This is a genomic window from Xanthobacter pollutisoli (genome assembly GCF_040044995.1).
GTDB lineage: Bacteria > Pseudomonadota > Alphaproteobacteria > Rhizobiales > Xanthobacteraceae > Xanthobacter.
Map to the genome: position 1 here is coordinate 40,010 of NZ_JBDZDP010000014.1, position 25,519 is coordinate 65,528.

At 68.2% G+C, this 25,519-nt stretch carries 22 protein-coding genes; 11 read left to right on the forward strand and 11 right to left on the reverse strand.

From position 1 onward, the window contains the following. Positions 1-2: 2 nt before the first annotated feature. On the reverse strand, positions 3-974 hold the full coding sequence (locus ABLE93_RS20505; protein ID WP_348841688.1) for a LysR family transcriptional regulator: 972 nt from the start codon (positions 972-974) through the stop codon (positions 3-5). 298 nt (positions 975-1,272) lie between these two features. Between ABLE93_RS20505 and ABLE93_RS20510 the strand changes: the two genes are divergently transcribed. The 6 genes from ABLE93_RS20510 (at position 1,273) to ABLE93_RS20535 (ending at position 8,425) form a co-directional block, all read left to right on the forward strand. Continuing rightward, positions 1,273-2,478, forward strand: coding sequence for an ABC transporter substrate-binding protein (locus ABLE93_RS20510; protein ID WP_348841689.1), 1,206 nt, complete (start codon positions 1,273-1,275; stop codon positions 2,476-2,478). A 279-nt stretch (positions 2,479-2,757) separates the two neighbouring features. Then, complete coding sequence (locus ABLE93_RS20515) at positions 2,758-3,633, forward strand: branched-chain amino acid ABC transporter permease (RefSeq protein WP_348841690.1); 876 nt, start codon at positions 2,758-2,760, stop codon at positions 3,631-3,633. Beyond that, complete coding sequence (locus ABLE93_RS20520; protein ID WP_348841691.1) at positions 3,630-5,417, forward strand: branched-chain amino acid ABC transporter ATP-binding protein/permease; 1,788 nt, start codon at positions 3,630-3,632, stop codon at positions 5,415-5,417. Before ABLE93_RS20515 ends, ABLE93_RS20520 begins: the two co-directional genes overlap by 4 nt. Then, the gene (locus ABLE93_RS20525; RefSeq protein ID WP_348841692.1) at positions 5,414-6,166 is read left to right on the forward strand and encodes an ABC transporter ATP-binding protein; all 753 of its coding nucleotides are present in this window, start codon (positions 5,414-5,416) and stop codon (positions 6,164-6,166) included. Before ABLE93_RS20520 ends, ABLE93_RS20525 begins: the two co-directional genes overlap by 4 nt. 53 nt (positions 6,167-6,219) lie before the next feature. Beyond that, positions 6,220-6,915: a cyclase family protein gene (locus ABLE93_RS20530; RefSeq protein ID WP_348841693.1), complete on the forward strand. Its 696-nt coding sequence runs from the start codon at positions 6,220-6,222 to the stop codon at positions 6,913-6,915. A 100-nt stretch (positions 6,916-7,015) separates the two neighbouring features. After that, entirely contained in the window at positions 7,016-8,425 is a 1,410-nt protein-coding gene (locus ABLE93_RS20535) for an amidase family protein (protein ID WP_348841694.1), read from the forward strand. A gap of 24 nt (positions 8,426-8,449) precedes the next feature. Here the strand turns inward: ABLE93_RS20535 and ABLE93_RS20540 are convergent, their stop codons facing one another. Next, on the reverse strand, positions 8,450-9,967 hold the full coding sequence (locus ABLE93_RS20540; RefSeq protein WP_348841695.1) for an MFS transporter: 1,518 nt from the start codon (positions 9,965-9,967) through the stop codon (positions 8,450-8,452). A 139-nt stretch (positions 9,968-10,106) separates the two neighbouring features. Here ABLE93_RS20540 and ABLE93_RS20545 point away from each other — a divergent pair, with 139 nt between their 5' ends. After that, a complete protein-coding gene (locus tag ABLE93_RS20545; RefSeq protein WP_348841696.1) occupies positions 10,107-10,874 on the forward strand; it encodes an SDR family NAD(P)-dependent oxidoreductase in 768 nt (255 codons plus the stop codon). An 81-nt stretch (positions 10,875-10,955) separates the two neighbouring features. Here the strand turns inward: ABLE93_RS20545 and ABLE93_RS20550 are convergent, their stop codons facing one another. Beyond that, complete coding sequence (locus ABLE93_RS20550; protein ID WP_348841697.1) at positions 10,956-11,765, reverse strand: SRPBCC family protein; 810 nt, start codon at positions 11,763-11,765, stop codon at positions 10,956-10,958. Positions 11,766-11,892: 127 nt separating this feature from the next. Continuing rightward, on the reverse strand, positions 11,893-13,023 hold the full coding sequence (locus ABLE93_RS20555; RefSeq protein ID WP_348841698.1) for a zinc-dependent alcohol dehydrogenase family protein: 1,131 nt from the start codon (positions 13,021-13,023) through the stop codon (positions 11,893-11,895). 125 nt (positions 13,024-13,148) lie between these two features. On the opposite strand from ABLE93_RS20555, the gene ABLE93_RS20560 reads away from it, so the two are divergent. From ABLE93_RS20560 to ABLE93_RS20570, 3 genes are read left to right on the forward strand one after another with little or no spacing between them, the layout of a single operon-like run. Continuing rightward, positions 13,149-14,033, forward strand: a complete 885-nt coding sequence (locus tag ABLE93_RS20560) for an FAD binding domain-containing protein (RefSeq protein ID WP_348841699.1) — start codon at positions 13,149-13,151, stop codon at positions 14,031-14,033. Beyond that, positions 14,033-14,515, forward strand: a complete 483-nt coding sequence (locus tag ABLE93_RS20565; RefSeq protein WP_237356197.1) for a (2Fe-2S)-binding protein — start codon at positions 14,033-14,035, stop codon at positions 14,513-14,515. Before ABLE93_RS20560 ends, ABLE93_RS20565 begins: the two co-directional genes overlap by 1 nt. A gap of 23 nt (positions 14,516-14,538) precedes the next feature. Then, positions 14,539-16,890, forward strand: a complete 2,352-nt coding sequence (locus ABLE93_RS20570; RefSeq protein ID WP_348841749.1) for a xanthine dehydrogenase family protein molybdopterin-binding subunit — start codon at positions 14,539-14,541, stop codon at positions 16,888-16,890. 90 nt (positions 16,891-16,980) lie between these two features. On the opposite strand, the gene ABLE93_RS20575 is transcribed toward ABLE93_RS20570, so the two are convergent. Genes ABLE93_RS20575 through ABLE93_RS20595 form a run of 5 tightly spaced genes read right to left on the reverse strand, consistent with a single transcriptional unit; the run spans position 16,981 to position 21,399 of the window. Continuing rightward, positions 16,981-18,525: a class I adenylate-forming enzyme family protein gene (locus ABLE93_RS20575; RefSeq protein WP_348841700.1), complete on the reverse strand. Its 1,545-nt coding sequence runs from the start codon at positions 18,523-18,525 to the stop codon at positions 16,981-16,983. Between the two features lie 44 nt (positions 18,526-18,569). After that, on the reverse strand, positions 18,570-19,322 hold the full coding sequence (locus ABLE93_RS20580) for an SDR family NAD(P)-dependent oxidoreductase (RefSeq protein WP_348841701.1): 753 nt from the start codon (positions 19,320-19,322) through the stop codon (positions 18,570-18,572). A 46-nt stretch (positions 19,323-19,368) separates the two neighbouring features. Further along, on the reverse strand, positions 19,369-20,130 hold the full coding sequence (locus tag ABLE93_RS20585; protein ID WP_348841702.1) for an N-acyl homoserine lactonase family protein: 762 nt from the start codon (positions 20,128-20,130) through the stop codon (positions 19,369-19,371). Between the two features lie 27 nt (positions 20,131-20,157). Next, positions 20,158-20,931, reverse strand: a complete 774-nt coding sequence (locus ABLE93_RS20590; RefSeq protein WP_348841703.1) for an enoyl-CoA hydratase-related protein — start codon at positions 20,929-20,931, stop codon at positions 20,158-20,160. Continuing rightward, the gene (locus ABLE93_RS20595) at positions 20,932-21,399 is read right to left on the reverse strand and encodes an acyl-CoA thioesterase (protein WP_348841704.1); all 468 of its coding nucleotides are present in this window, start codon (positions 21,397-21,399) and stop codon (positions 20,932-20,934) included. It abuts the gene before it with no gap. 349 nt (positions 21,400-21,748) lie between these two features. On the opposite strand from ABLE93_RS20595, the gene ABLE93_RS20600 reads away from it, so the two are divergent. Beyond that, the gene (locus ABLE93_RS20600; RefSeq protein ID WP_510183061.1) at positions 21,749-22,978 is read left to right on the forward strand and encodes an ABC transporter substrate-binding protein; all 1,230 of its coding nucleotides are present in this window, start codon (positions 21,749-21,751) and stop codon (positions 22,976-22,978) included. Here ABLE93_RS20600 and ABLE93_RS20605 read toward each other — a convergent pair. Together ABLE93_RS20605 and ABLE93_RS20610 are read right to left on the reverse strand one after the other, a co-directional pair. Further along, positions 22,968-24,017 carry a winged helix-turn-helix transcriptional regulator gene (locus ABLE93_RS20605; RefSeq protein WP_348841705.1) on the reverse strand — a complete coding sequence of 350 codons (1,050 nt, stop codon included), beginning with the start codon at positions 24,015-24,017 and terminating at the stop codon, positions 22,968-22,970. The genes ABLE93_RS20600 and ABLE93_RS20605 overlap by 11 nt on opposite strands. A 597-nt stretch (positions 24,018-24,614) precedes the next feature. Next, positions 24,615-25,136 carry a hypothetical protein gene (locus tag ABLE93_RS20610; protein WP_348841706.1) on the reverse strand — a complete coding sequence of 174 codons (522 nt, stop codon included), beginning with the start codon at positions 25,134-25,136 and terminating at the stop codon, positions 24,615-24,617. Between the last annotated feature and the right edge of the window lie 383 nt (positions 25,137-25,519).

The following is a 25,519-nucleotide window of genomic DNA, read 5'->3' on the forward strand; positions in this document are numbered from 1 at the left end:
GGTCAGCGGGCGGGGGCGCGGGCGTCGCCCTTCGCCTCGCCGCGGGTCTTGTCGGCGCGCAGGCGGGCGCGCCAGGTTCCGGCCTCCACCATGGCGGCGATGACGTCGGCCATCACCTTGGCCACGGCCTCGGACCCGCGCGGGTTCATGCTGCGCTGGGAAACCACGACGGAGAGGCGCCAGGACGGCGTTGGATCGAGGATGGGCACGGCCACCATCTCGCCGCGGGCCATCTCGTCCATGAAGGCGAAGTGCGGCATCACCCCCAGCGCCCGGCCTGAGCGCACAAGGCGGGAGATGGTGGGCAGGCTGTCGCAGGCGATGGCGGTGGGCACCACGTCGTGGCGGGCGGCGAACTGGTCGATGACGGTGCGCATCACGTTGGGCGCGCCGGGCAGCACCACGGGCCAGTCGAACATCTCGCGGAACGCCACCGCGCCGTCCGCGGCCAGCGGATGGCCGGGCGGAACGAACAGCATCAGGTCCTCCACCATCATCTCGGTCCAGGCCACATGCTCGAATGCCTTGTGGTCGTAGAGCAGCGCCACGTCGAGCCGGCCGTGCTGGAGGAAGTCGTCCAGATAGCCGGTCATGGCCTCGACCACGTGCAGCGAGATGTTGGGCTGGCGCTCCGCCAGCGCCTGGATGAGCGGCAGTCCGAGGCCGCGGCAGGCGGATGTGGGCAGGCCGACGGACACGCGGCCGGAGGGGTTGAGCGAGCGCGAGCGTACCACGTCCTTCACCCGGTCCACCTCCTGGAGGATGCGCCGGGCGTGGTCGTAGAGGTGCTGGCCGAGATCGGTGAGGGTGACGCCACGGGCGTGCCGCAGGAGCAGGTCCGCGCCCAGCTCTTCCTCCAGATTCTTCATCTGCTGGCTAAGCGAGGGCTGGGCAATACGCAGCACTTCCGCCGCGCGCGAGAAATTGCCGCTTTCTGCAATCTGAACGAAGTATTTGAGCTGACGAAGATCCATGCCTCACCTGTGGCTGACATGAATTTTCATGGGGCGTCAGCGATTGTCAAACTGCATGATAAATTATCATATGCCTAAACTATGGGCCTATGAGATCCGCAAATCCTGTCGCTCCAAGCATTCCCGGACGGTCAGTTGATATCGCATCTGCCTATTCGTTCATATCATAGGGATGGCCTATACATTCGATCGGAAAATTATCTTTGTTGATGACCGGGGCCTCTCTCTAGCTTCCTCGTGCAGATGGTGTGCGGGCCGCAGATGCCCGGTGCGTCCTGTAGACGACAGGAGAATAAACATGCCTCCAGAGAGCATTATGCGTGGCCAGCTTCTGGCCGCGACGGTGGCGCTCGGCCTTTCGGGCGCCTTCCTTTCCACCACCGCCGCCGTCGCGCAGCAGGAGCCGTGCATCGGCAATTCCGCCGCCGTGACCGGCCCCGCGGCCTTCTCCGGCCAGGCCATCAAGCTCGGCGCTGAGATCGCCATCGACGAGATCAACGCCGCCGGCGGCGTGCTCGGCAAGAAGCTCCGCCTGGTGCAGTATGACGACACGGGCGCCCCGCCGCGCGGCGTCGACAACACCCGCCGCATCGCCCTCGCCGACAAGTGCATCGCCGTGCTCGGCGGCTTCCACTCCACGGTGGCGCTGGCGCAGGTGGACCCGGTCCACGAGATCGGCATTCCCTACGTGGGCGTCTGGGCGGCCAACACCAAGGCCATCGAGAACGGCCGCGATCCCAACTTCATGTTCCGCGTGTCCGCCAAGGACAAGTGGGTGGCGCGCTTCCTCGTGGACGAGGCGCTGAAGGTGTCGAAGACGGGCAAGATCGCCTTCTTCTACGAGAACACCGGCTGGGGCAACGGCGCCCTGCCGGACGTAAAGGCTGCCCTCGGCGCCAAGAGCAAGGACCTTGCTGCCGCCGAGACCTTCAACTGGAACGATCAGGACATGACCCCGCAGGTCATCCGCGCCCGCGATTCCGGGGCGGACGTGGCGGTGATCTGGTCGCTGGATCGCGAAGCCAACCAGATCCTGCGCTCCATGGACAAGGCGGGCTGGAAGCCCACCATCATCGGCGCCTGGGGCATCTCGGGCAATCTCGGCGAACTGGCCGGTCCCCTCGCCAACGGCGTGCGGGTGATGCAGACCTATTCGTTCCAGACGCCCCAGAGCGAGACCGGCAAGAAGGTGCTCGCCGCCATCGAGGCCAAGACCGGCATCAAGGACCCGAAGGAGATCAAGGCGGCCTCCGGCATCGCCGACGCCTACGACGCGGTCTATGTGCTGGCCGACGCCATCAAGATCGCCGGCGCCTACGACTGGAAGAAGGTGCAGGAAGCCCTCTACAAGGTGAACCGCGACGGCCTCATCGCGCCCTACAAGCCGGCCTTCGACAAGGCCGACCCGGAGCGCCAGGACGCCCTGCTGCCGCAATACTACCTGCTCACCGTCTGGCACGACGGCAAGCTCGTGCCCTTCAAGGGCTCGCCCTACGACAAGTGAGGACAGGCGGCGGCGCGGCGACCCCGCGCCGCCGCTTCTGCCGACAGCTGAAGCCGGCGGTCCCCTTCGCCCTTGGCCGGCAGTGCCGGCAGGGGTCAAGGGTGACGCGGGTGGGCAGGGCAGGGGTCATGGGCCTGGTCCCTGTCCGCTCCGGTCGGGGAGGACTGGCCCCTCCCCGACCTCTTCCCGGGCGGAGCGTTCGGCCGCGCGGGGCCATCCGACCGGATTTTCCCGCTTCCCGCCCGGCGTCACGGGCTTCGTCCGCAAGGTCCAAGCGTCATGACCTCGGTGGTGCAATACATTCTCTCGGGCCTCGCCATCGGCGGCATCTATGCGCTGGTGGCGCTCGGCTTCCACATCATGTGGTCGTCGGCCAAGGCGGTGAACTTCGCCCATGGCGACACGCTGATGATCGGCGGCCTGTTCGCCGTCTATCTCCTCGCTGCGGGCCTGCCGCTCGCCCTTGCCTGCCTCGTCGCCGTGCTCGCCGGCGCCCTGTTCGGCCTGGTGCTGGAGCGCATCGCGGTGCGGCCCTTCCTCGGCCAACAGAATTCGGTGGGCTGGATGCTCACCACCATCGCCGTGGGCATCATGCTGGAGAGCGTCGCCACCATCGAGACCCAGGGCTATGCCCGCCCGCTGCCGTCGCCGGGCATCGTCTCCTCGCTCCACATCTTCGGCGCCGGCGTCTATCCGCAGGAGCTCGCCATCCCGGTCTGCGCGCTCCTCGCCATGGTGGGGCTCAACGCGCTCCAGCGCCACACCCTCATCGGCCGCGCCATGCGCGCCGTCGCCCACAACAAGAATGCCGCGGCCCTCATGGGCATCAACGTGAACATGGTGGTGGCCTTCTCCTTCGCCCTCGCCGGCCTTCTCGGCGCCGCCGCCGGCGTGCTGGTGGCCCCCGTGGTGCAGGCCTCCTCCACCATGGGCGTGCTGCCGGGCCTCAAGGGCTTCGCCGTCGCCATCATCGGCGGCATCACCTCGGCGCCGGGCGTGGTCATCACCGGCCTCGCCTATGGCGTCATGGAGAAGTTCGTCGAGGGCTACATCTCCACCGCCGCGCGCGAGATCATCGGCTTCTCGCTGATGATCGTGACCCTCCTGGTCTTCCCCCAGGGCCTGTTCGGCAAGCGGGAGGTGGCGAAGGTATGAAACACCTCACCCTCCTCGGCTTCGCGCTCTTCGCCGTCATCCTGGTGGCGGTGCCGCTCGCCTCGGGCAACGAGTACGAGCTGCGCCTTTTCATGCTGTTCCTCATCTACGGCATCATCGCCGTGGGGCTGAACGTGCTGGTGGGTCTCACCGGCCTCGTATCGCTGGGGCAGGCCGGGCTGTTCGCGCTCGGCTCCTACACCGGCGCCATCGTCGCCACCCGGCTCGGCTTCGACATGATATCGGCGAGCCTCGTGGCGGCGCTTGTGGCGGGCGTGTTCGGCGTGCTCCTGGCCTATCCCACGGTGAAGGTCCGCGGCGTCTATCTCGCGGTGGTCACCATCGCCTTCGGCATCATCGTGGAGAATGTCGCCATCGAGTGGCAGTCCATGACCGGCGGCACCACCGGCATCACCTCCATTCCCTCGCCCAACGTGTTCGGCATCCGGCTCACCGGCTATGCCTTCTACGGGGTGCTGGCCGTGGTGCTGTTCCTCGCCACGGCGGGGGCGCACAATCTCAAGGTGTCGCGCTTCGGCCGAGCGATGATCGCGGTGTCCGAGAGCGAGACGGCGGCGCGGGCGCTGGGCATCGACGCCACGGCGCTGCGCACCCTCGCCTTCGTGGTGGCCTCGGTGACGGCGGGCCTCGCCGGCACCTTCTACGCCTTCCTCAATTCCTACATCTCGCCGGACATCTTCACCTTCTCCGACAGCGTGCGCTTCCTGCTGATGGTGATCCTCGGCGGGGCCGCCTCCACCTTCGGGCCGCTGATCGGCGCCTATATCCTCACCTACCTGCCGGAATATCTGCAGCAGTTCGCGGTGTGGCAGAAGTTCGCCTATGGCGCGCTGCTGCTGACGGTGATGTTCGTGATGCCGCGCGGCATCATGGGCTCGCTCGCCCTCGGCCTGAAGCGGCTGCGCCCGCCCGCCCGGGCGGTGGACCCGGCCGAGGGCCTCCCGGCGGCGCAGAGCCTTGCCCAGCCCGCCGGGACGCAGCGCTCGGAGATGGTGGCGCGGGACCTGACGGTGCGCTTCGGGGGCCTCACGGCGCTCAGCGCCGCCTCGCTCCGGGTGAAGCCCGGGGAGGTGCATGCGCTGATCGGGCCGAACGGCGCCGGCAAGTCCACCTTCGTCAACACCATCTCCGGCTTCTACCAGCCCACCGAAGGCGGGTTCGAGCTCGACGGCATCCAGCTCGCCGGCCGGCGCTCGCACGAGATCGCCCGCGTCGGCCTGTCGCGCACCTTCCAGAACACCGAGCTGTTCTCCGGCATGAGCGTGCTGGAGAACGTGATGGTGGGCTACCAGCAGCGCCTCACCTACGGCCTTCCCGCCGCCCTCCTGCGCACGCCGTCCATGCGCCGGCAGGAGGAGGAATGCCGGCGCGCCGCCATCGGCCTCCTCGCCTTCGTCGGCCTCGATGCCTATGCCAACGAGGAGGCGCGCTTCCTGCCGTTCGGCCTGCAGCGGCGGCTCGAGATCGCCCGCGCGCTGGCGCCGCGGCCCCGCCTCCTGTTGCTCGACGAGCCCGCCGCCGGCCTCACCACCCAGGAGATCGACGAGCTGGAGGCCATGATCCGCCGCATCGCCGGCCTCGGCATCTCGGTGCTGCTCATCGAGCATCACGTGGAGCTCATCATGGCGGTGGCCGACACGGTGACCGTGCTGGACTACGGCCAGGTCATCGCCTCCGACGCGCCGGCCGTGGTGCAGGACGACCCGCGGGTGATCGAGGCCTATTTCGGCACCTCTTCCGGCCATGCGGAGGCCTCGGCATGACCCCATCTCAAGCCGACGACATCCTGCTCGACATCAAGTCCATGGAGCTGCGCTACGGCGCGGCGGTGGCGGTGCGCGACATCTCCCTCACCGTGCGGCGCGGCCAGCTGGTGGCGGTGATCGGCAACAACGGCGCCGGCAAGTCCTCCATGGTGAAGGGCGCCACCGGCCTCGTCGCGCCCTCGGGCGGCAAGGTGCTGTTCCGCGGCGCCGACACCACCCGCATGGGCGCCCACGCCAAGGTGGCGCGCGGCCTGGTGATGGTGCCCGAGGGCCGGCTGATCTTCCCGGACCAGAGCGTGGAGGACAACCTCATCCTCGGCGCCTACGTCCACGGCGGGCTGAAGTCGGCGCGGGCCAAGGCGACCCGCGAGCGGGTGCTGGAGCTGTTCCCGCGCCTGCGCGAGCGCCTCGGCCAGCAGGCCGGCTCCATGTCCGGCGGCGAGCAGCAGATGCTGGCCATCGCCCGCGGCCTGATGGCGGAGCCGGAGCTGCTCGTCATCGACGAGCTGTCGCTCGGCCTCGCGCCCAAGATCGTGGACCAGCTGATGGGCGTGCTGACCCAGCTGAACAAGGCGGGCCTCACCATCCTCCTGGTGGAGCAGCTCGCCTCCTACGCCCTCGCCATCGCCGACCACGCCTATGTCATCGCCAACGGCCGCGTCGCCCGCTCGGGACCGAGCGCGGAGCTCGCCCGCGACCCGGAGGTGATGGAGGCCTTTCTCGGGCGCAAGAAGCCCGCCGCCTGAGCGCCCAGAGACCGCCGATCCTCCCGCACATCCTCGAAGTCCAAGGAGACGTCATGTCCAAAGTGATCGACCTCAGCCTCCTCATCGAAGACAACATGCCGGCCCACAAGCTCTTCCAGCGGCCGGTCATCACCGTCCACATGAGCCATGAGAGCTCCAAGGCGCTCGACCTCGGCGTGCCCGGCGACGCCATGACCTTCCAGACCAATTTCATCGCCACGCTGGACCACGTGGGCACCCATGTGGACGCCTTCCGCCATGTGAAGCCCGACGGCCTCGCCATCGACGAGATGCCGCTGGAGATGTTCATGGGCAAGGCGGTGTGCTTCGACCTCACCCACATCCCCGACCTCGGCGACATCACCGTCGAGGACATGGAGAAGGCCGAGGCGGCCGCGGGCGTGAAGGTGGACGGGCACATCGTGCTGATGTGCACCGGCTTCCACAAGCGCAACTATCCGAGCCTCGACTCGGTGTGGAAGAACCCGCTGCTCACCGTGGAGGCCACCAGGTGGCTCTACGAGCGCGGCTCCAAGATGCACGGCGTCGAGGGCCCCTCCACCGACAAGCCCACCGACAACATCTTCGCTCAGCACCGCCTGTGCCGCGAGCTGGGCGTCAGCCACTGGGAGTGGCTGGTCAACCTCGAGCAGCTCATTGGCAAGGGCGAGTTCCAGTTCTTCGGCGTGCCCCTGAAGTTCAAGGGCGGCTCGGGCTCGCCGGTGCGCGCCTTCGCCATCGTCGATTGACGCGATACGTCTCTCGCCCTGACCGAGACGTATGGGGCCGCCGGACGGCAACTGCCTGCCGTCCGGCGGCGCTCTTCCTCCTCCTGACGGGACGCCGCCCATGCCTGCCGCCGACCAGCTCGACTTTCTCAGCGCCCACGCCTTGCGCGCGCTGGTGGCCCGGCGCGAGGTCTCTCCCGTCGAGCTGACGCGCCGCGCCCTCGACAAGGCGGAGGCGACGCAGGCGACGCTGAACGCCTTCTGCGTGCTCATGGCGGACGAGGCGATGGCGCAGGCGCGCGTCGCGGAGGATGCGGTGATGGCCGGCGCGCCGCTCGGCCTGCTGCACGGGCTGCCCTTTTCCGCCAAGGACCTGATGGCGGTGAAGGGCATGCGCTACGCCTCCGGCTCGCGCGCCATGGCCGACAACATCGCCCAGGTGGACGCCCCCGCCGTGGAGCGCGCCAGGGCGGCCGGCGCCATCCTCATCGGCAAGACCACCACCAGCGAGTTCGGCTGCAAGCCCATCGGCGACAGCCCGCTCACCGGCATCACCCGCAATCCCTGGAACCTTGCCATGACCCCCGGCGGGTCGAGCGCCGGCGCGGCGGCCTCGGTGGCAGCCGGCGTCACGCCGTTTGCCCTGGGCACCGACGGCGGCGGCTCCATCCGCATTCCCTGCGCCCTCTCCGGCCTGTCGGGGCTCAAGGGCCAGTTCGGCCGGGTGCCGGTGTGGCCCACCTCGGCGACGCCGACGCTGGCCCATGTGGGCCCCATCGCCCGCTCCATGGCCGACGCCGCTCTGCTGTTCGCGGCGGTGGCGGGGTTCGACCGGCGCGATCCGTTCGCCGTCGCGGGTCCCGTGCCGGACGTGCTGGGCGCCGCCGAGGCCTCGGTGGCGGGGATGCGCGTCGCCTACAGCCCCACCTTCGGCTATGCCCGCCCGACGGCGGAGGTGCGCGCCGCCACCGATGCCGCAGCAGCCGTGTTCGAGCAGCTGGGCTGCCGCGTCGATCTGGTGGAGCAGGTGTTCGACACCGATCCTGCGGACCTGTGGACGGCGGAATTCTATGCCGGTGTCGGCACCCGCCTGCGCGACGTGCTGGAGAACCGCCGCGACCTGCTGGACCCGGCGGTGGCGGACATTCTGGCGCCCGCCTTGTCGCAGGAGATGAAGGGCTATTACGCCAGCGTGTTCGAGCGCTATGCCCTGCGCGAGAAGATGCGCGGCTTCTTCGAGACCTACGACCTCCTCATCTCTCCGGTGCTGCCGGTGAGTGCGCTCGAAGCCGGGCGAAACCTGCCGGAGGGGCTGGAGGACCGCAACCTCGTGTCGTGGGTGTTCTACACCTATCCCTTCAACCTCACCGGCCAGCCGGCTGGCGCGGTGTGCGCCGGTCTGTCGAGCGAGGGCATGCCCATCGGCCTGCAGATCGTCGGGCGCTCCCATCGCGAGGACGATGTGGTGCGCGCCGCCTGCGCCTTCGAACGCACCCGCCCGCCGGGCTACAACCGCCCGCCCGCCGCCTGACGCTGCGACCCGGCGCGCCGCATCTCAAGCTTGTGGCGCGGGCCGGCGCCGGACGACACACAGCAGGGCGGCCGCAAAGGCCATGGCGGCCACCAGCGCCAGCCCGGATTCCACCGCCACGATCAGCGCTGGCCCGGTGACGGGGGTGTCGGCATGGCGCCCGATCGCGCCCGCAATGCCGAGCGAGAGGGTGGACGTGGCACCGGCGACGCCGAGGCTGGTGCCCAGCACGCGCATGAGATTGAGCAGCGCCCCCGCCTGCGTGGCGAGGGCGGTCGGCGCGGCGGCGAGGGTGGCGTGGTTGTTGGGCGCGACGAACAGGCCGAGCCCTGCGCCGAACACGGCGAAGGCCACGGAATCGAGCATCCGGTTCGCGTCCGGATCGGCGAGCACGATGGAAAGCAGGGCGAGGGCGAGACCGCACAGGCCCATGCCGGCGAGGCCGAGCACCCGGATCCCGAGCCGCGTGCTCAAGCCCCCGCTGAACGGTGCCACGATCCCCAGCACCACGGGGATGATGGCGAGCCGCGCCCCGGCCGCCCATGCCCGGTCGCCATAGCCGTGCTCCAGCAGGAAGGACATGAGGAAGAACATGGCGTAGAGCATGGCATAGGCCAGCACCACCGCCGCGGCGCCGGGGGAGAAGCCGGGGCTTGCGAACAGCCGCAGATCGACGAGGGGGGAGGGCGCGCGGCGCTCCTGCCGCACCAGCACAGCGAAGAGCAGCGCCGCGGCGGCGAAGCTGCCCAGCGTCTCGACCGAGGTGAGGCCCCAGGCGGCCGCATGGTTCAGCGCGCGCACCAGCAGCACCAGGGCGGGCGCGAGCAGCAGCGCGCCCATCCAGTCGAATCCCTGGTCCGCCCGGGTGCCGCCCGTCTGCGGCAAGGCGAGCCAGCCCACGGCGGCCGCGACGATCCCGAACGGTACCGTCAGCCAGAAGATCCACGGCCAGCCGAAAAGGCCGAGGACCACGCCGCCCACCGCCGGCCCGGCGCTCATGCCCACCGCCTGGGCGGCGGCGAAGACGCCGAGCGCGCGGCCGCGGCTTTCCTCGGGAACCGAGCTGACGAGGATGGCGATGCTGTTGGCCCCGAGCAGCGCGCCGCCCATGCCCTGGGCCACCCGTGCGGCGATGAGGGAACCGAGATCGGGCGCCATGGCACACAGCGCGCTGGCCCCGACGAACAGGACATAGCCTGCAAGATAAAGCGTCTTGCGGCCATACATCTGGCACAGCCGCCCGAACACCGGCAGGCAGGCGGCGAAGGCGACGAGATAGGCGAGGGACACCCAGCTCACGTGCTCCAGCGGCGCATCGAAGGTGCGCGCCAGGGTCGGCAGCGCAAGCTGCACGATGGTGGCGTCCAGCTGGCCGACGAAGGCGCCGGTGGAGACGAGCCCCACGATCAAGGCGGAATGCCGGGGCAGGCGCGCCGGTAGCGCGGCGGCAACCTCCCGGGCGCGGCGGGCGTTTGCGCCGGCCGTCTCCGGCCGCTGCCCGGTGGCGTCGCCTGTTCCGTCGGCTTGGTCGCGCGTGTCCATGGCTCCGCCGCTTGCGATCTGCGGCCATGTTCTAGTTTGAAACCGGCCTGTCTTCCATCCCAGCGGCTGGAGGCTTGCGCGGGCTTGGCCTATCACTGCGGCCGGGATGCATGAGAGCCCGGACGGGCGGGGAGGAACGATGGCGGGCAGGCTCGATCTGACCGGGCGGGTCGCGGTGGTGACAGGCGGGGCGAGCGGCATCGGACTTGCCGCCGCGCAGGCGCTGGGCGAGGCCGGGGCGCACGTGGTGGTGGCCGATCGCGACGGCGCGGCGGCTCAGCGGGCGGCAGCAATTCTCGAGGGCAGCCCCCTCGAACTCGACGTCACGAACGAGGCGGCGGTGAGCGCCGGCTTTTCGGCGGTGGCGCAGCAGCACGGCCGGCTCGACATCCTCGTCAACAGCGCGGGCCTGTCCATCCGCAAGGGGGTGGGCGAGCTGAGCCTCGGCGAATGGGAGAAGGTGTTCGCCGTCAACGTCACCGGCGCCTTCCTGTGCGCCCGCGCCGCGGTGCCGGCCATGGGGGCAGGCGGGGAGAAGGCGAAAGGTGGCGGCGCCATCGTCAATGTCGCCTCCATCATGGGCCTGCGGGGCGGCGGGCCCTATCCCAACCCGGCCTATCAGGCCAGCAAGGGCGCGGTGGTGAACTTCACCCGCGGGCTCGCGGTGGAGCTGGCGCCGCAAGGCATCCGGGTGAATGCGGTGGCCCCCACCTGGGTGCGCACACCCTTCATCGGCGCGCTGATGGAGGACCGCGAGACCCTGTCCGCCATCGAGCGCCTGATGCCTCTCGGCCGCATCGCCGAGGCGGAGGAGGTGGCCGACGCCATCCTGTTCCTGGCGAGCGACATGGCGGCCATGGTGACCGGCCACGTGCTGGCGGTGGACGGCGGCTATCTGGCGCGCTGAGCGGCGCGTCCCTGGCGGGGCCGTTCGGCGAATGTGTCGGTTGAGAGCCCTTCACGAGTGGCACGCGACAGCTCAGGCAGCTCAACCTGCCTCGTGCCTGATCGTGACGACGGTCGACACGGCGCCCTGGAGGCGGCCGAAGAGGTAGCCCAAGCTCGCGGTCAGGATGAGGATCACCGCCCCGGCAAAGTCGGGGGAGGTGCCGAGTTGGCCGCTCTGCCCGTCGACCATGGATCCGGAAAGAAAATAGGCCGACGCCACGAGCGCAGCAGCGACGATGCCGAGTCCGGCGAGACGGACTGCGCCCGGACTTGCCTCAGGCGCGGGTGCCGCGGCAGGCAATGCGCCGAGCGCAGCGGTGGCACGGGGTGGTGCGCTGGACGCCGTCCCAGACATCGCAGACGTCGCCGGCGCGTCCGCCTTCCCTGCGTCCGCCTTCCCTTCGTCCCGGCGCGCGACGATCTCCTGGGCAAAGCGCTTGAAGAAGGCTCCGGACATCTGCTTCGCCGTCGCGTCGATGAGCCGAGCGCCGAGCTGGGCGAGCTTGCCGCCGACCTGGGCCTCGACCTCGTAGCGCAGGATTGTCCCGTCGCCATCCGCCTCCAGACGCACCATCGCCTCGCCCTTGGCGAAGCCTGCCATGCCGCCCTGTCCTTCGCCGCGGATGCGGTAGCTGTTCGGCGGATCGAGGTCGCAGAGTGTCACCGCACCTTCGAACCGCGCGCTCACCGGGCCCACCTTGAGCACCACCTTCGCACTCATCTGCGTGTCGGAGCTCTTCACCAGTTCCTGGCAGCCCGGGATGCAGAGCTTCAGGATCTCCGGATCGTTGAGTGCCTGCCAGACCACCTCGCGGGGGGCCGGGATGCGCTGTTCGCCGCTCATGTCCATGTGCGTGTCTCCTTCCGCTTCAGGCTGGCGTGTCGATGCCGCCGAGGCAGAGGTATTTGATCTCCAGATCGTCCTCGATGCCGTTGCCGAGCGTCGCGGCGGAATTCTTGTCGGTCATGGCGCCCTCTCAGCCCGGGAAGTCCACGACGAGGCGCACGACGGAACCATCATGCAGCCGATCGAAGCCTTCGTTGATGTCTTGGAGCGGGATGCGCCCGCTCATGAGGCGGTCAACCGGCAGGCGGCCGGCCTTGTAGAGCTCGATGTAGCGCGGCACGTCGCGCACCGGCACGCAGGTGCCGATATAGCTGCCCTTCACCGTGCGCTCTTCCGCAACGAGACTGACGATGTTCACCGGCAGAACGGCATCCGGCGGCGGCAGGCCGGCGGTGACGGTGGTGCCGCCGCGCTTGGTCATCCTGTAGGCATTCTCCAGCGCCCGCGCGGCGCCGGCGAACTCGAACACGAAATCAGCGCCGCCGCCGGTGAGCGCCCGTACCTGCTCGATGGCGTCGGGGGCGCGGGCATCGACGACGCCGGTGGCGCCGAGGTCCCTTGCGAGCTGAAGCTTTTCCGGCGAAAGGTCCACCGCGACCACCCGTGCGGCGCCCGCCGCCAGAGCCCCGAGGACGGCGGCGAGACCCACGCCGCCGAGACCGACGACAGCCACGGTCTCGCCGGCCTGGACACGGGCGGTGTTCACCACGGCCCCGACCCCCGTGAGCACCGCGCAGCCGAACAGCGCCGCCACGTCGAGGGGGATATCCTTGTCTATTCGAACCAATGAGCGGCGCGACACGACCGCATGGTCGGCGAAGGCCGAGCATCCCAGATGATGATGGATGGTCTCCTCGCCCTCGTGCAGCCGGATCGCGCCGGTCAGCAGCTCTCCCTTGCCGTTGGCCACCGCGCCTGGCTCGCACAGGGCCGGCCGCCCCTGCGAGCAAGGCTGGCAATGGCCGCAACTGGGCATGAACACCATGACCACGTGATCGCCCGGCTTGAGGTCGTACACCCCGTCGCCGGCCTCGACCACCACGCCCGCCGCCTCATGGCCGATGGCCATCGGCATCGGCCGCGGCCGGCTGCCGTTGATGACGGAAAGATCCGAATGGCACAGGCCCGCGGCTGCGATCTTCACCAAGACCTCGTCCCGGCCGGGACGATCGAGTTCGACCTCCTCGATATGGAGCGGCTGGCTCTGCGCGTAAGGCATCTGCGCGCCCATGCTGCGCAGGACGGCGGCTTTGATCTTCATGGCGTGGGGCTCCCTTACGTCCTTCAACGCATGCCGCCTCTGGCCCGGGCAGCTTGACACCGATTAACATAGTCTAATAATGCAAGTCACTAGGGAACGGAAACCGACATGCCGGAAATGCGCCGATGAAGCCCGCCCGGTTCGATTATGTGCGCGCCGAAAGCATCGCTCACGCGGTGCAGGCGCTTGCGGGCGCAGGCGGCGACAGCAAGGTGCTCGCCGGCGGGCAGAGCCTCATGCCCATGATGAATTTTCGCCTGGTGAAGCCGTCGGTTCTGGTGGACATCAACCGCATCCCCGACCTCGACCGCATCACCCTCGAAGCCGGCACGCTGCGGCTCGGCGCGCTGGTGCGCCACCGCGTGACCGCACAGGACGCGCTGGTGGCCCGGCACATTCCGGTGCTGCACGCCGCCATGACGCATGTGGCGCATCTCACCGTGCGCAACCGCGGCACCTTCTGCGGCAGCGTCTGTCACGCCGACCCCGCCGCCGAGATGCCCATGATGACGCTGCTGCTCGACGGCACCGTCCATATCGCTTCCCCGCGCGGCACGCGCGCCATGCCGGCGCGGGACTTCCTCACGGGCTCCCTTGCCACCGCGCTGGAGCCGGACGAGATGGTCACGGCTGTCGATCTCGCCATACCCGCGGACGGCACCGGCTGGGCCTTCGAAGAGTTTTCCCGCCGCCACGGCGACTATGCGCTGGCAGCCGTCGCCGTGCTCATGGAACGCAGGGACGGGCGGGCGCGCAACGTGCGCATCGCCATGATGGGCATCGCCGACACCGCTCTGCGGCTGAGCGATGTGGAGGCAGCCCTCGAGGGCCGCGAAGGCACCGCCGAAGCGTTCGACGAGGCGGTCGCGCGGCTCAAGGCATCCCTGGCGCCCAACTCCGACCTCAACGCCTCCGCCGACTATCGCCGCCATCTCGCCGGTGCGCTCGCCCGCCGCGCCCTCGCCGAGGCTTGGGACCGCGCCCGCGAGGCGCATATGGAGCCGGCCTGATGGAAGACCGCGCCACCATCACGCTCACCGTCAACGGGCTGACCCAGACCCGCGCGGTCGACGCGCGCCTGCTGCTGAGCGATTTCCTCAGGCACGACCTCGGCCTCACGGGAACCCATGTGGGCTGCGAGCACGGGGTGTGCGGCGCCTGCACCATCCTCCTGGACGGGCGCAGCGCGCGCTCCTGCCTCACCCTTGCCATCCAGGCGGACGGCGCCACCATCGAGACGGTGGAAGGGCTCGGCCGCATGGGCGACCTTGGCCGCGTGCAGCAGGCGTTCCGCGATCACCACGGCCTGCAATGCGGCTTCTGCACGCCGGGCTTCCTGATGACCATCACCGACATGCTGCGCCACCACCCGCTGGAAACCGACGACCAGATCCGCGAGGCCCTGTCCGGCAACATCTGCCGCTGCACCGGCTACCAGCACATCGTGGATGCGGTGCGCGAGCTGGCACGCGCACGGGGGCCGCTGACGTGACCGCCTTCGATGCCTCCGTGGAAATGCGGCCCAAGCTGGTGGGCCAGCGCATCAAGCGCACCGAGGACCCGCGCCTGCTCACCGGCTCCGGCCGCTATGTGGACGACATGAACCCGCAGGGCCTGCTGCACGTCGCCCTGCTGCGCAGCGACCAGCCCCATGCGCGCATCCGCTCCATAGACGTGGGCGAGGCCTTCGCGGTGCCCGGCGTCCTCGCCATCTTCGATGCGGGGGACATCGCGGGCGACTTCCAGCCCGCCATCCCCGCGTCCCGCATGAAAGGCTATTACGCGACACCCTTCCGGCCCCTTGCCGAGGGCAAGGTGCGCTACGTGGGCGAGCCGGTGGTCGCCGTGGTGGCCGAAAGCCGCTACGCCGCCGAGGACGCGCTGGAGCTGATCTCCATCGACTACGAGCCATTGCCCGTCGCCGTCGCCAAGGATGACGCGGCGGCGGACGGCGCACCGCTCCTCCATGAGGAGGCCGGCACCAATGTGATCATTTCCCGAACCTTCGCCCGCGGCGATGTGGACGCGGCCATCGCTTCGGCGCCGGTGGTGGTGAAGGGGCGCTTCCGCATGACGCGCAAGACGCCCATGCCCATGGAAACCCGCTCCTACCTCGCCGAGTGGGACCGCCGTCGCCAGGCCCTGACCCTGCATTCCTCGACCAACATCCCCGGCATCGTCTGCGACGTGCTCGGCACCTGCCTCGGCCTGCCGGGGAACCGCATCCGCGTGGTGGCGCCCGACGTGGGCGGAAGCTTCGGTGGCAAGGGTTCGCTGAACCATGAGGAGATGCTGGTCTGCGTGCTCGCGCGCAAGCTGGAACGGCCGGTGAAGTTCGTCGCCGACCGCATGGAGGACCTCACCGCCATGAGCCAGGCCTTCGACGAGACCATCGAGGCGGAGCTGGCGGTGGATGCGGACGGACACCTCCTGGGCCTCAAGGCAGACGTGATCGGCGATATCGGCGCCTATTCCATCTATCCCTGGACCGGAGCGCTGGAGCCGGTGCAGGTGGTGAGCTTCCTGCCCGGCCCCTACCGCATGGAGCATTATCGCGGCCGGGTGCGCGGCGTGCTCACCCCCAAGCCGCCGACAGGCCCCTATCGCGGCGTCGGCCGCCCGTCCTCCACCTTCGCCATGGAACGGCTGATGGACATGGCCGCGCGCCGGCTCGGCATGGACCCGGCCGAGATCCGCCGGCGCAACCTCGTCACGGCCGAGGAATTTCCCTACCGCACCGGCTCCGGCATCATCTGGGATCGCTCGGCCTTTCAGGAATGCCTGCACGGCGTATGCGAGATGGTGGATTATCCCGCCCTCGTGCGCGAGCGCGATGCGGCGCGGGCCGAGGGCCGCTGGGTCGGCATCGGGCTCGCAAGCTATGCCGAGCTGACCGGCATCGGCTCGCGCATCGCGGTGGCGCCGGGCATGCCCATCAATACCGGCACCGAGTCCGCCTCCATCCGCATCGATGCGACCGGCGCCGTCACCGCCGCGTTCGGCATCTCCTCCCACGGACAGGGACTGGAGACGACACTGGCCCAGGTGGTGGCCGACGAGCTGGGCTGCCGCATGGAGGACATCGAGATCCAGCACGGCGACAGCGCCCTCGTGCCCATGGGCACGGGCACCTACGCCAGCCGCTCGGCCGTGCTCGGCGGCGGCGCCGCCACCAAGACCGCCCGGGTGGTGAAGACCAAGGTGCTGAAGGCCGCCGCCTTCCTCATGGATGTTCCGGTGGACGACCTTGACGCAGAAGGCGGCGTCATCCGCGCCCGCTCCTCCAATGCAACAATGACCTTCCGGGAGGTTGCCAACGCGGTCTATGCGCAGATGGGCCGCATCCCGCACGAGCAGCGGGAGGATCTCGTCGCTTCCGAAAGCTACGATCCCTATCTCGGCACGGCCTGCGCCTCGACCCACCTCGCCATGGTGGAGATCGACCCCGCCACCTTTGCCGTCTCGGTGCGGCGCTTCGCCGTGGCGGAGGATTGCGGGCGCATCATCAATCCGCTGATCGTGGACGGCCAGGTGCATGGCGCCGTGGCGCAGGGGATCGGCGCCGCGCTGCTGGAGGAGGTCGTGCACGACGAGGGCGGGCAATTGCTCACCGCGAGCCTCGCCGACTATCTCGTGCCCATCGCCAGCACCATGCCGCAGATCGAGATCCTGCACGTGGAAGCGGAGCTGCCGAACAATATCGGCGGTTTCCGGGGCATGGGCGAAGGCGGCACCATCGGCGCGCCGGCCGCCATCGCCAATGCGGTATCCGACGCGCTCTCCGGCCTCGGCATCGAGGTGGACACGTTGCCGGTGACGCCGGAACGGCTGTTCCGACTGGTCGAGGCCGCGCGAGCCTCCGCCTGAATCGGCGATCACCTGCCAGAATAGCAACGGGCGCCGGCTTCCGAGGAAGCCGACGCCCGACGCTTCGCGCGAAGCAGAAATGCAGCCGGATCAGGGCAGCGCCTGCACCATCTCCTTCAGCCGGAAGCGGATGATCTTTCCGGAGCCGGTGCGCGGAATCTCGTCCACCTGATGCACCACGTGGGGCACTTTGTAGGACGAGAGGTGGTGCCGGCAGTGCTCCAGCAACAGGTCGGCATCGAAGCTTCTGTCCCGCGGCACCACATACAGCGCCGGCACCTCGCCGAGCTGGGGATGGGGCACCCCCGCCACCGCGCAGTCGAGCACGCCGTTAAACAGTAGCACCACCTCCTCGATCTCCGCCGGGGCGATGTTCTGCCCGCCGCGGATGATGAGCTCCTTGAGCCGGCCGGTGATGGTGACGAAGCCGTTGCGGTCGGCGCGGGCGAGGTCGCCGGTGTGGTACCAGCCGTTGCGCAGGGCCTTGGCGGTTTCCTCCGGCTTGTTGTGATAGCCGAGCATGACGTTCGGCCCGCGCACGATCAGCTCGCCCTCCTGTCCGGCGTCCAGGTCGCGCAGGCTCGCGGGATCGACGATGCGCAGCGCGACGCCCGGCAGGGGCAGACCGCACGACCCCATGACGCGCGCGGACGAGGCCGCGTTCATCGTCACCATGGTGGAGGTCTCGGTGATGCCGTAGCCATCCAGCAGAGGCACGCCGAAGGCCCCTTCGAACGCCGCGTTCAGCGTCGCCGGCATGATGGCGCCGGCGGAGACGCACACGCGCAGTCCCGGCAGGGAGGTCAGCCCCTCGGCCTGCGCCGCCTCCATCAGATAGTGGAACATGGTGGGCACGCCGGGGAAGACCGTGAACGCGCCGGTTTCGAGCAGGCGCATGGCCTCGCGGGTCGAGTATTTCTCCAGGATGTACTCGCTGGCGCCCGTGGCGACGATGGACAGCACCGAGAAGTTGAGGGCGTAGGAATGGAACAGGGGCAGCGGCGAGAGCACGTTGTCCTCGCAGCTGAGCCCCACGACCGGTCCCCAGCACGCCGCCGTCACCCACAGCATGCTGCGGCAGGTGAGCAGCACGCCCTTGGCACGTCCGGTGGTCCCGGAGGTGTAGATGATGAAGGCCGCCGCATCGATATCCGCGGGATCGCGGGCCGTCGTCGCGGAGGGCAGCTCCGCCAGCGCCTCGAAGCTGCGCAGCTCTCCGGCCGGGGCCTCCACCAGCAGCAGGCCTGTGACGCTGGGCGCCTCGCCGCGCAAGGCCTCCACCATCTGCGCGCGCGCGGCCGTGGTAATGACGATCCGGCACGCGGCGTCGGACAGGCGGTAAGACACCTCTCCGGGCGCCGCCTCGGCACTGATGGGCACCGCGACGGCCCCTGCCCGGACGATGGCAAGGCAGGCCTCCACCCAGGAGACAGAGTTCGGCAGCAGGATCGCCACGCGATCGCCGGGACCGACGCCGAGGCCGGCGAGATGCCCCGCAAGATTCGCCGTGCGCCGCTCCAGCTCGGCATAGGTGACCGATCGCCGGGCATCGCGGAACGCGACCTTGTCGCCGCGCTCGGTGGCATGCCGCCGCAACAGCTCCGGCACCGGAGCGATCAGATCCGCCTTGAGCATCCGTTCCTCCCAGTTGATGACCGCGTTCTTGTGCGCGGCTGTCCTCACACCATGCAGAAGCCGCCGGAGATGGAGATCACCTGCCCGGTGATCCACGACCCCTTGGGCGAGGCGAGCAGGGCAACTGTCGGCGCGATGTCCTCCGGCTGGCCGAGGCGGCGCAGCGGATAGAATTTGGTCAGCTTGTCGCGATTGGCTTCCACCCACGAGCGGTCGTGCGCGGTCTCGACGAGCCCCAGCGAAACCGTATTGGCAGTCACGCCGCTGCGGCCCAGCTCCCGCGCCAGCGACTTCATGAGGGCGATGGTGCCCGCCCGTGCCGCCGCCACGATGGCGAGGCCGGATTCACCCACGCGCGAGGAGTCGCCGACGATGGCGATGAGGCGCCCGTCGCCCGCCTTTTCCAGATGCGGGACGGCCGCGTGGGCGAGATGGATGGCGCCATAGAGGCAGGTGTCGATCTGCGCCTTCCATTCCTTCTCGGTGGAATCGGTGAACTTCTGGCGGATGGCGAGGCCGGCATTGTTGACCACGATGTTCAGGCCGCCGAAATCGGAAACGATGGCCTCGACCATCGCCTTGACGGCGGCGAAGTCGGCAACGTCTGCCTTGTAGGCCTTGGCCTCGCCGCCGCGCGCGCGGATCTCGTCCACGACGGCCTGCGCCTCGTCGGCGGAGTTGCGATAGTTCAGCGCGACGGTCGCGCCTTCGGCAGCGAGGGCGAGCGAGATTTCCCGCCCCACGTCGCGCGCCCCGCCCGTGACCAGCGCAACCTTGCCCTTGAGATTGAGATCCATGGAAAATCCGCCTTGGGTGAGATGAAAAGGGAAACGGAGCTGCGCTTCATTCGTAGGCGTCGGCCCCTTTTCTGAGGGTCTGCCACTGGGCGTCGTCGTGGCCGCACAGGACAGTGGCGCCGGAAGCCTCGATCCTGCGGATCTCGGCGATGGAGCGGTGATGCAGATCGACGTTCCAGGTGTTCTTCGGCACCACGTCCGTATCGAGGCTTGCCCTCAGGCTCACCGCGTCGGATGCCAGCAGGAAGGCACCGTCGCGATCGAGGGCAACGTGCGCGCCAATGAGGCCCGGTGTATGGCCCGGCAGGGGAATGAGCGTAATCCGCCCGTCGCCGAACAGGTCCTTCTCGCCCTCGATGAGCTCCATGGGATTTGGCTGGTCCCACTCCACGGGCAGATAGCCCGCGGCCACGGCATTCTCGGCCTTCGCGGCGGCGAGCTCGGCCGCGTGGACCACCACCGTCGCCTTGCGGAAGAAGGCGTTGCAGCCGCAATGGTCGGGATGGAAATGGGAGCAGACCACCACGTCGATGTCGCCGGCCCCGAGCCCCACGCAGGCGAGTTGCGAAACCACGTTGTCCTCACGCCCCATGATCGGCGTCATGGCCCGCGCCACGCCGCCCCAGCGCGCTTCCGCATCATCCACCACCGAGGGGTGGCAGCCGGTGTCGAACAGCACGTTGCCCTGCGCGTGGCGCAGCAGGATGGAGGAGACCGGCAGCTCGATGGTCTCGCTGCGGTCGGCAGAAGGCTCGTAGACGTGCCGCTTCATCCTCAGGCGGCCGCCCGAAAGCACGTGCATCTTCATGGCGATTTCCTCCCCGGGCGCATGAGCTCACCGCCCCTCGAAGCGCGGCGGGCGCTTCTGGGCGAAGGCATTGCGCCCCTCCTGATAGTCGAAGCTGCGGGATGCACCGTCGATGCGCGCCTGGGCGGCATCGAGATCGAGGGCCCCGGACCCCATGGCGAGACCGTCGAGGATGAACTTCGCCCCGCTCACCGAGAGCGGCGCATTCGCCGCGATGCGGCCGGCGAGCGTCCGCGCGGCGGCCATCGGGTCGTCCGCCAGATCGTCGGCGAAGCCAATGCGCAACGCCTCCTCGGCGGGGATGCGATCCGCCGTGTAGAGGATGCGCTTCGCCTGCGTGAGCCCGACGAGAGAAAGCAGGCGCTGGGTGCTACGCACGCCATAGACGATGGAAAGCTTGGCCGCTGGAATGCCGAATATGGCGGATGGCGCGGCGATGCGAAAATCGCAGGACATGGACAGGTGGCAGCCACCGCCGAGGCAATAGCCGGAGACCACCGCGATGGTCGGTTTACCGGCGCCGGCGATGGCATCGGACGACGCATCCACCGCGACCTCATACTCGACGCTCTGCTCCAGCGTGTGGCGCACCACGGGGAATTCGGAAATGTCCGCCCCGACGCTGAAGTCGGCGCCCGCGCCTGCGAGCAGGATCGCCCGCACATCGCGGTCCGCGCCAAGTTCGCCGAATAGTCGCGCCACGTCGCGCCACATGGCGAGCGTCATGGCGTTGCGCTGCGCCGGACGGTTCAGCGTGACGGTGGCGATGTGATCTTCGACGGCGACCTCGATATCCGCCATTCAGCCCTCCCTGGCCCTGGTGTCTGCCTCGTCGACGGCGAGGGGCGCAAGAACTTGGCGCAGCTTGTCCGGGAGGGGAACAGGCCGGTTCGTGGCGCGGTCCACGTAGACATGGATGAAATGCCCCTGCGCGGCAGCGACATCGTCCGCATCGCGGAAGATGCCGATCTCGTATCGCACGCTGGTGGTTCCGAGGCGCCCGACGCGCAGGCCTGCATGCACCTTTGAGGGAAACGACAGCGACGAGAAATACTGGCAGCGCGTCTCCACCACGAGGCCGATGATGGGACTGGATTCAACGTCCAGCGCACCTGTCTCAATCAGGTAATGGCCCACCGCCGTATCGAAGAACGAGTAATAAACCACGTTGTTCACGTGCTGGTAGACATCATTGTCCATCCAGCGCGTCGTGATCTCCCGGAAGTGTCGATAGTTCTGCCGCCGGTCCGGCGTTTCGCGCGCGCTCACCTGCCGCCTCCCATAAAGGACTGCCCGCGGGCGGGCACCACCGGTTCTTGTCCCGCCCGTCGCGCCGCCGGTGGGCGACCGACGGGATCGGATCCGCTGGTCAATTCGTAACTTGCATTAATAGACTGAAAGTGCTGTTGTCAATGCCGCACCGACCGACACGGGACCGAATGCCCGGCCTTCGACAGCATTTCCCGCGGCCCTCACCCATCCATACTGCACTGCGGGATGAAATGACCGGGCCGCGGCAATTCAAACGTCCATTTATGAAAGACATCGGGCGGGGCAGGAACAGATCAGCCGGACGCTAAGCCGGAAAGGCGCGCCGGATCACGCAGGAGGAAGACGGATGTCCAGAATTGCACACGTGGCGACGATATGCGCCGCGCTTGCCATGTCGCTGCCGGCCCATGCTCAGGCCCCCGCGGCCGGCAAGATCTCCAGTGACACGGTGAAGATCGGCGTTCTCACCGACATGTCGGGGCAGTTCTCCCATGAATCGGGCGAGGGATCCGTAACGGCGGTGAAGATGGCCGTGGAGGACTACGGCGGGAAGGTGCTCGGCAAGCCCATCGAGGTCATTGTCGCCGACCACCAGAACAAGACCGAGGTTGCCATCGCCAAGGCGAAGGAATGGTTCGACGTGGACAAGGTCGACATGATCGCCAACCTCATCAATTCGGCCGTGGCCATCGGCGTGGCGGGGGTGGCGAAGGAAAAGAACGGCATTGCCATCATCAACGGCTCGGGCTCCTCGCGCCTCACCGGCGACATGTGCACGCCGAACTCGATCCACTATGCCTACGACACCTATGCGCTGGCCGTCGGCACGGGGAACGCGCTCATCAAGCAGGGCAAGAAAAACTGGTTCTTCCTGACCGCGGACTACGCCTTCGGCCACGCTTTGGAGGCCGACACCGCGTCGGTAGTCAAGGCGGGCGGGGGCACCGTGGTGGGCTCGGTCCGCTACCCCATCAATACCCTCGATCACGGCTCCTTCATGCTTCAGGCGCAGGGGTCGGGCGCGGATGTGATCGCGGTCGCCGGCTCCGGCACCGTCTTCATCAACGCGGTGAAGGCCGCGCACGATTTCGGGCTGGGGCAGTCCGGCAAGCAGTCCCTCGCCGGGCTCCTCGTGTGGATCTCCGACATCCACTCCATGGGCCTTGAGAACGCCCAGGGCCTCGTGCTCACCAATGCCTTCTACTGGGACCGGGACGACGAGACTCGCGCCTTCTCCAAGCGCTTCGAGGCGCGCATGGGCCGCAAGCCGCACATGGGCGATGCGGGCGACTATTCTTCCACCATGCATTATCTCAAGGCCGTCGAAGCCGCCGGCACCGACGAAGCACAGGCCGTGATGGCCAAGATGCGCGAGATGAAGGTCAACGACTTCTTCGCCAAGAACGGCTACATCCGCGCCGATGGCCGCTTCATCCACGATATGTACGTCTATCAGGTGAAGAGCCCTTCGGAATCGAAGGGGCCGTGGGACTATTACAAGCTGGTGCAGGTCATTCCGGGCGAACAGGCTTTCCGTCCGCTGTCCCAGAGCCAGTGCCCGCTGATCAAGAAGTAGCGGTCTTCGGGCGGCCCCGGCGGGGGGCCGCCCGCTTCCCCGGCCGCGGCGCATCCTGTGCCGCACGGTCCTGGCTGGGCGCATCCCGAGCAGGCGCATCCTCGCCCGACACCAGGATCTCGACGATCCTGTCGTCGGCCAACGGAGCGCCATACTGCGCCGGATCGTAATTGAGGCGGTAGCGCATGTCCGGCGCCTCGATGGGCTTGCGGCATTTGTCGCAGACCACCACCGCGGAAAAATCGTGCCCGCAGTCGAGATGCGTGAGGACCAGCGGGGGGTCCCCGGCTGAAAGCCATCGGTCGCCCCACGCGCCCATGGTGATGAATGCGCCGTAGAGATCCTTGCCCATCTCGGTGAGCCGATATTCGTAGCGCTCGGGCAGATCCTGATACTTGACCCGGGCGAACACCCCGCGTGCCACCAGCCGGCCGAGCCGTTCGGTGAGAATATTGGGCGCGATCCGCAGCTCGGTCTGCATCTGGTCGAAGCGCCGCACGCCGAAGAACGCCTCGCGCAAGATGAGAAAGCTCCAGCGGTCGCCGATGATTTCCAGCGACCGTGACACCGAACTCGGGCGACCGCGCGAGAAGCTTGCGGATTCCGCCGTCCGCCGCGCCCGCTTCGCCGGCTCCACCGGGGTGCGGCCGGCGCCCGGCCCGTCGCGATAGCGCACGCGGTTCGCCTTCACCTCGCCGAGGCAGTGGGAACAGGCCACATAGGGCTCGCAGTCCGCGCCGCACGTGGCGTGGATCAGGCGCAGCGGCGGCCCCTCCGCCCCCGACAGCCATCGGTCGCCAAAGCGGATCAGTGCGACGAAGCTCGGGTACAGCTCCATTCCGCAGCGCGTGAGATGATATTCCGCCCGGCTTGAATTCGCCGAATAGTGCACCTGCCGGAAAATCCCGCGCATGGTGAGGCGCTTCAGCCGTTCCGCAAGCGTGCCGCGTGGCAGCCCGAGCGCCGTCCGAAACTGTTCGAACCGCTGCGCGCCGAAGAAGGCCTCGCGGATGACGAGGAAGCTCCACGCATCCGACATGATGGAGATTGTGCGTCCGACCGAGCAGTTGCGTTCAAACAATTGGGGTACCGCCTGGCTCCGGGATGCGGTCTTCGCATTCGGTCCAAGCCCCGCACGCTTCTCGTTCGGCATCTGGCCGCGCACTCCACGTGAAATCTTCAGTCCAACTATAATACCAATGAATCAGCGCGTCGCGAGGATATCCTTGGCCACGAGCGCCCTTCGATGCCCAATTTTCTTTCGCCCCGCCGGAGGCACTGCGAGATCAGTGCACCCCAGCAAGGGCCAAAGCGAAGTAATAAATATGGATCTTGGAATAAACGATCGCGATTGAAATTGCGGGCCGGCGGCCATCTTACGCTAACAGCTCTCGAGGTCGCAGGCCAATTCATCGAGCCGGCCCGGCGGCCACGGCATCTCACGGGCGCGCTCTCTCCCGTGCTCAACGTGGGCGTGAGCTTTTCCAACTGTGCTGCCGTCGAGACGCCCAAGCGGGCGTTCAAGAGCGTCTGCGTTCCAGCTGACTTAAGCGGCGTTTGACCGCGGCGTACGTGTACTCATGGCATTAGCGCCCCGGTCCCCGAAGGACTGCTCCGCAGCGCGGTCTGCCTGGCCCTACTTGCTGAGCGTAAAGTTCGCCGTCGTGATGATCGGACCACCGGGCTCGACGGCATCGCGGACGGTGAAGCTGAACTTCCCGTTGCCGGCATTGCGGATGATCATGGTGGCGTCACTGTCGCCGTTAACCGGCTTGGGCCACTTCACAGCCAGCACCAGCGCATCGCCCGCACGCGTACCATTCAGCGCCGCCGGGGGATCACCCTCGGTGATGTAGACACCGGTGTAGCGATTGGTGCCCGGATCGTACTTGAGGTCGGCCGACAGACCGCGGCTGAGGATCACCGCGCTGCACTTGCCGCCGAGCGAAAGGGTACGCGCGCCGGAATTGCCGCTGGCTACGCAATCGAGAGGGACACCGGGGGCCCGGGCCGTTGGTTTCATGGATCCGCCGCCGGACCATTTTCCCTCGAAGCGCGAGAGGAAGGTGGCCTCGTCCGCAGCGGCGGGGATCGCAGGCGTCAGAATAGTCGTTATGAGAAGCGCCGCAGCGAGCGGCGCCCATTTGCGTATGCGCATGGTTCGCCTCCCGGAAGGATTTGGTTGTAGTGCTGCGCCGAACCAACGCGCCGGGTTCGGTCCTGTTCCTTGATGGGTTTTAAAACGGCGAAGCGGGTGAGATTTCCTCCCGTTGGATGTCATTCGGCGGGAATCTGCCTGGAGTCGGTGGAGACGCTCACCGATTCGTTGAAGGCAAGGTGGGTGGTGACGATGACCGAGGTCTGCTCGCAGAGCCGGCTGACGCGATGGAACAGGCGCTGCCCCCGTCGCGCTCGTGGTGCCGGTTGAGGGGATCGAACCCCCGACCTTCGGTTTACAAATCTGATCTTACCTGTTTCCCATGGATGGCTGTTGTTGTCCATAGGTGCCGAAACCCATGAAAATGAACGATCCTTGATGCT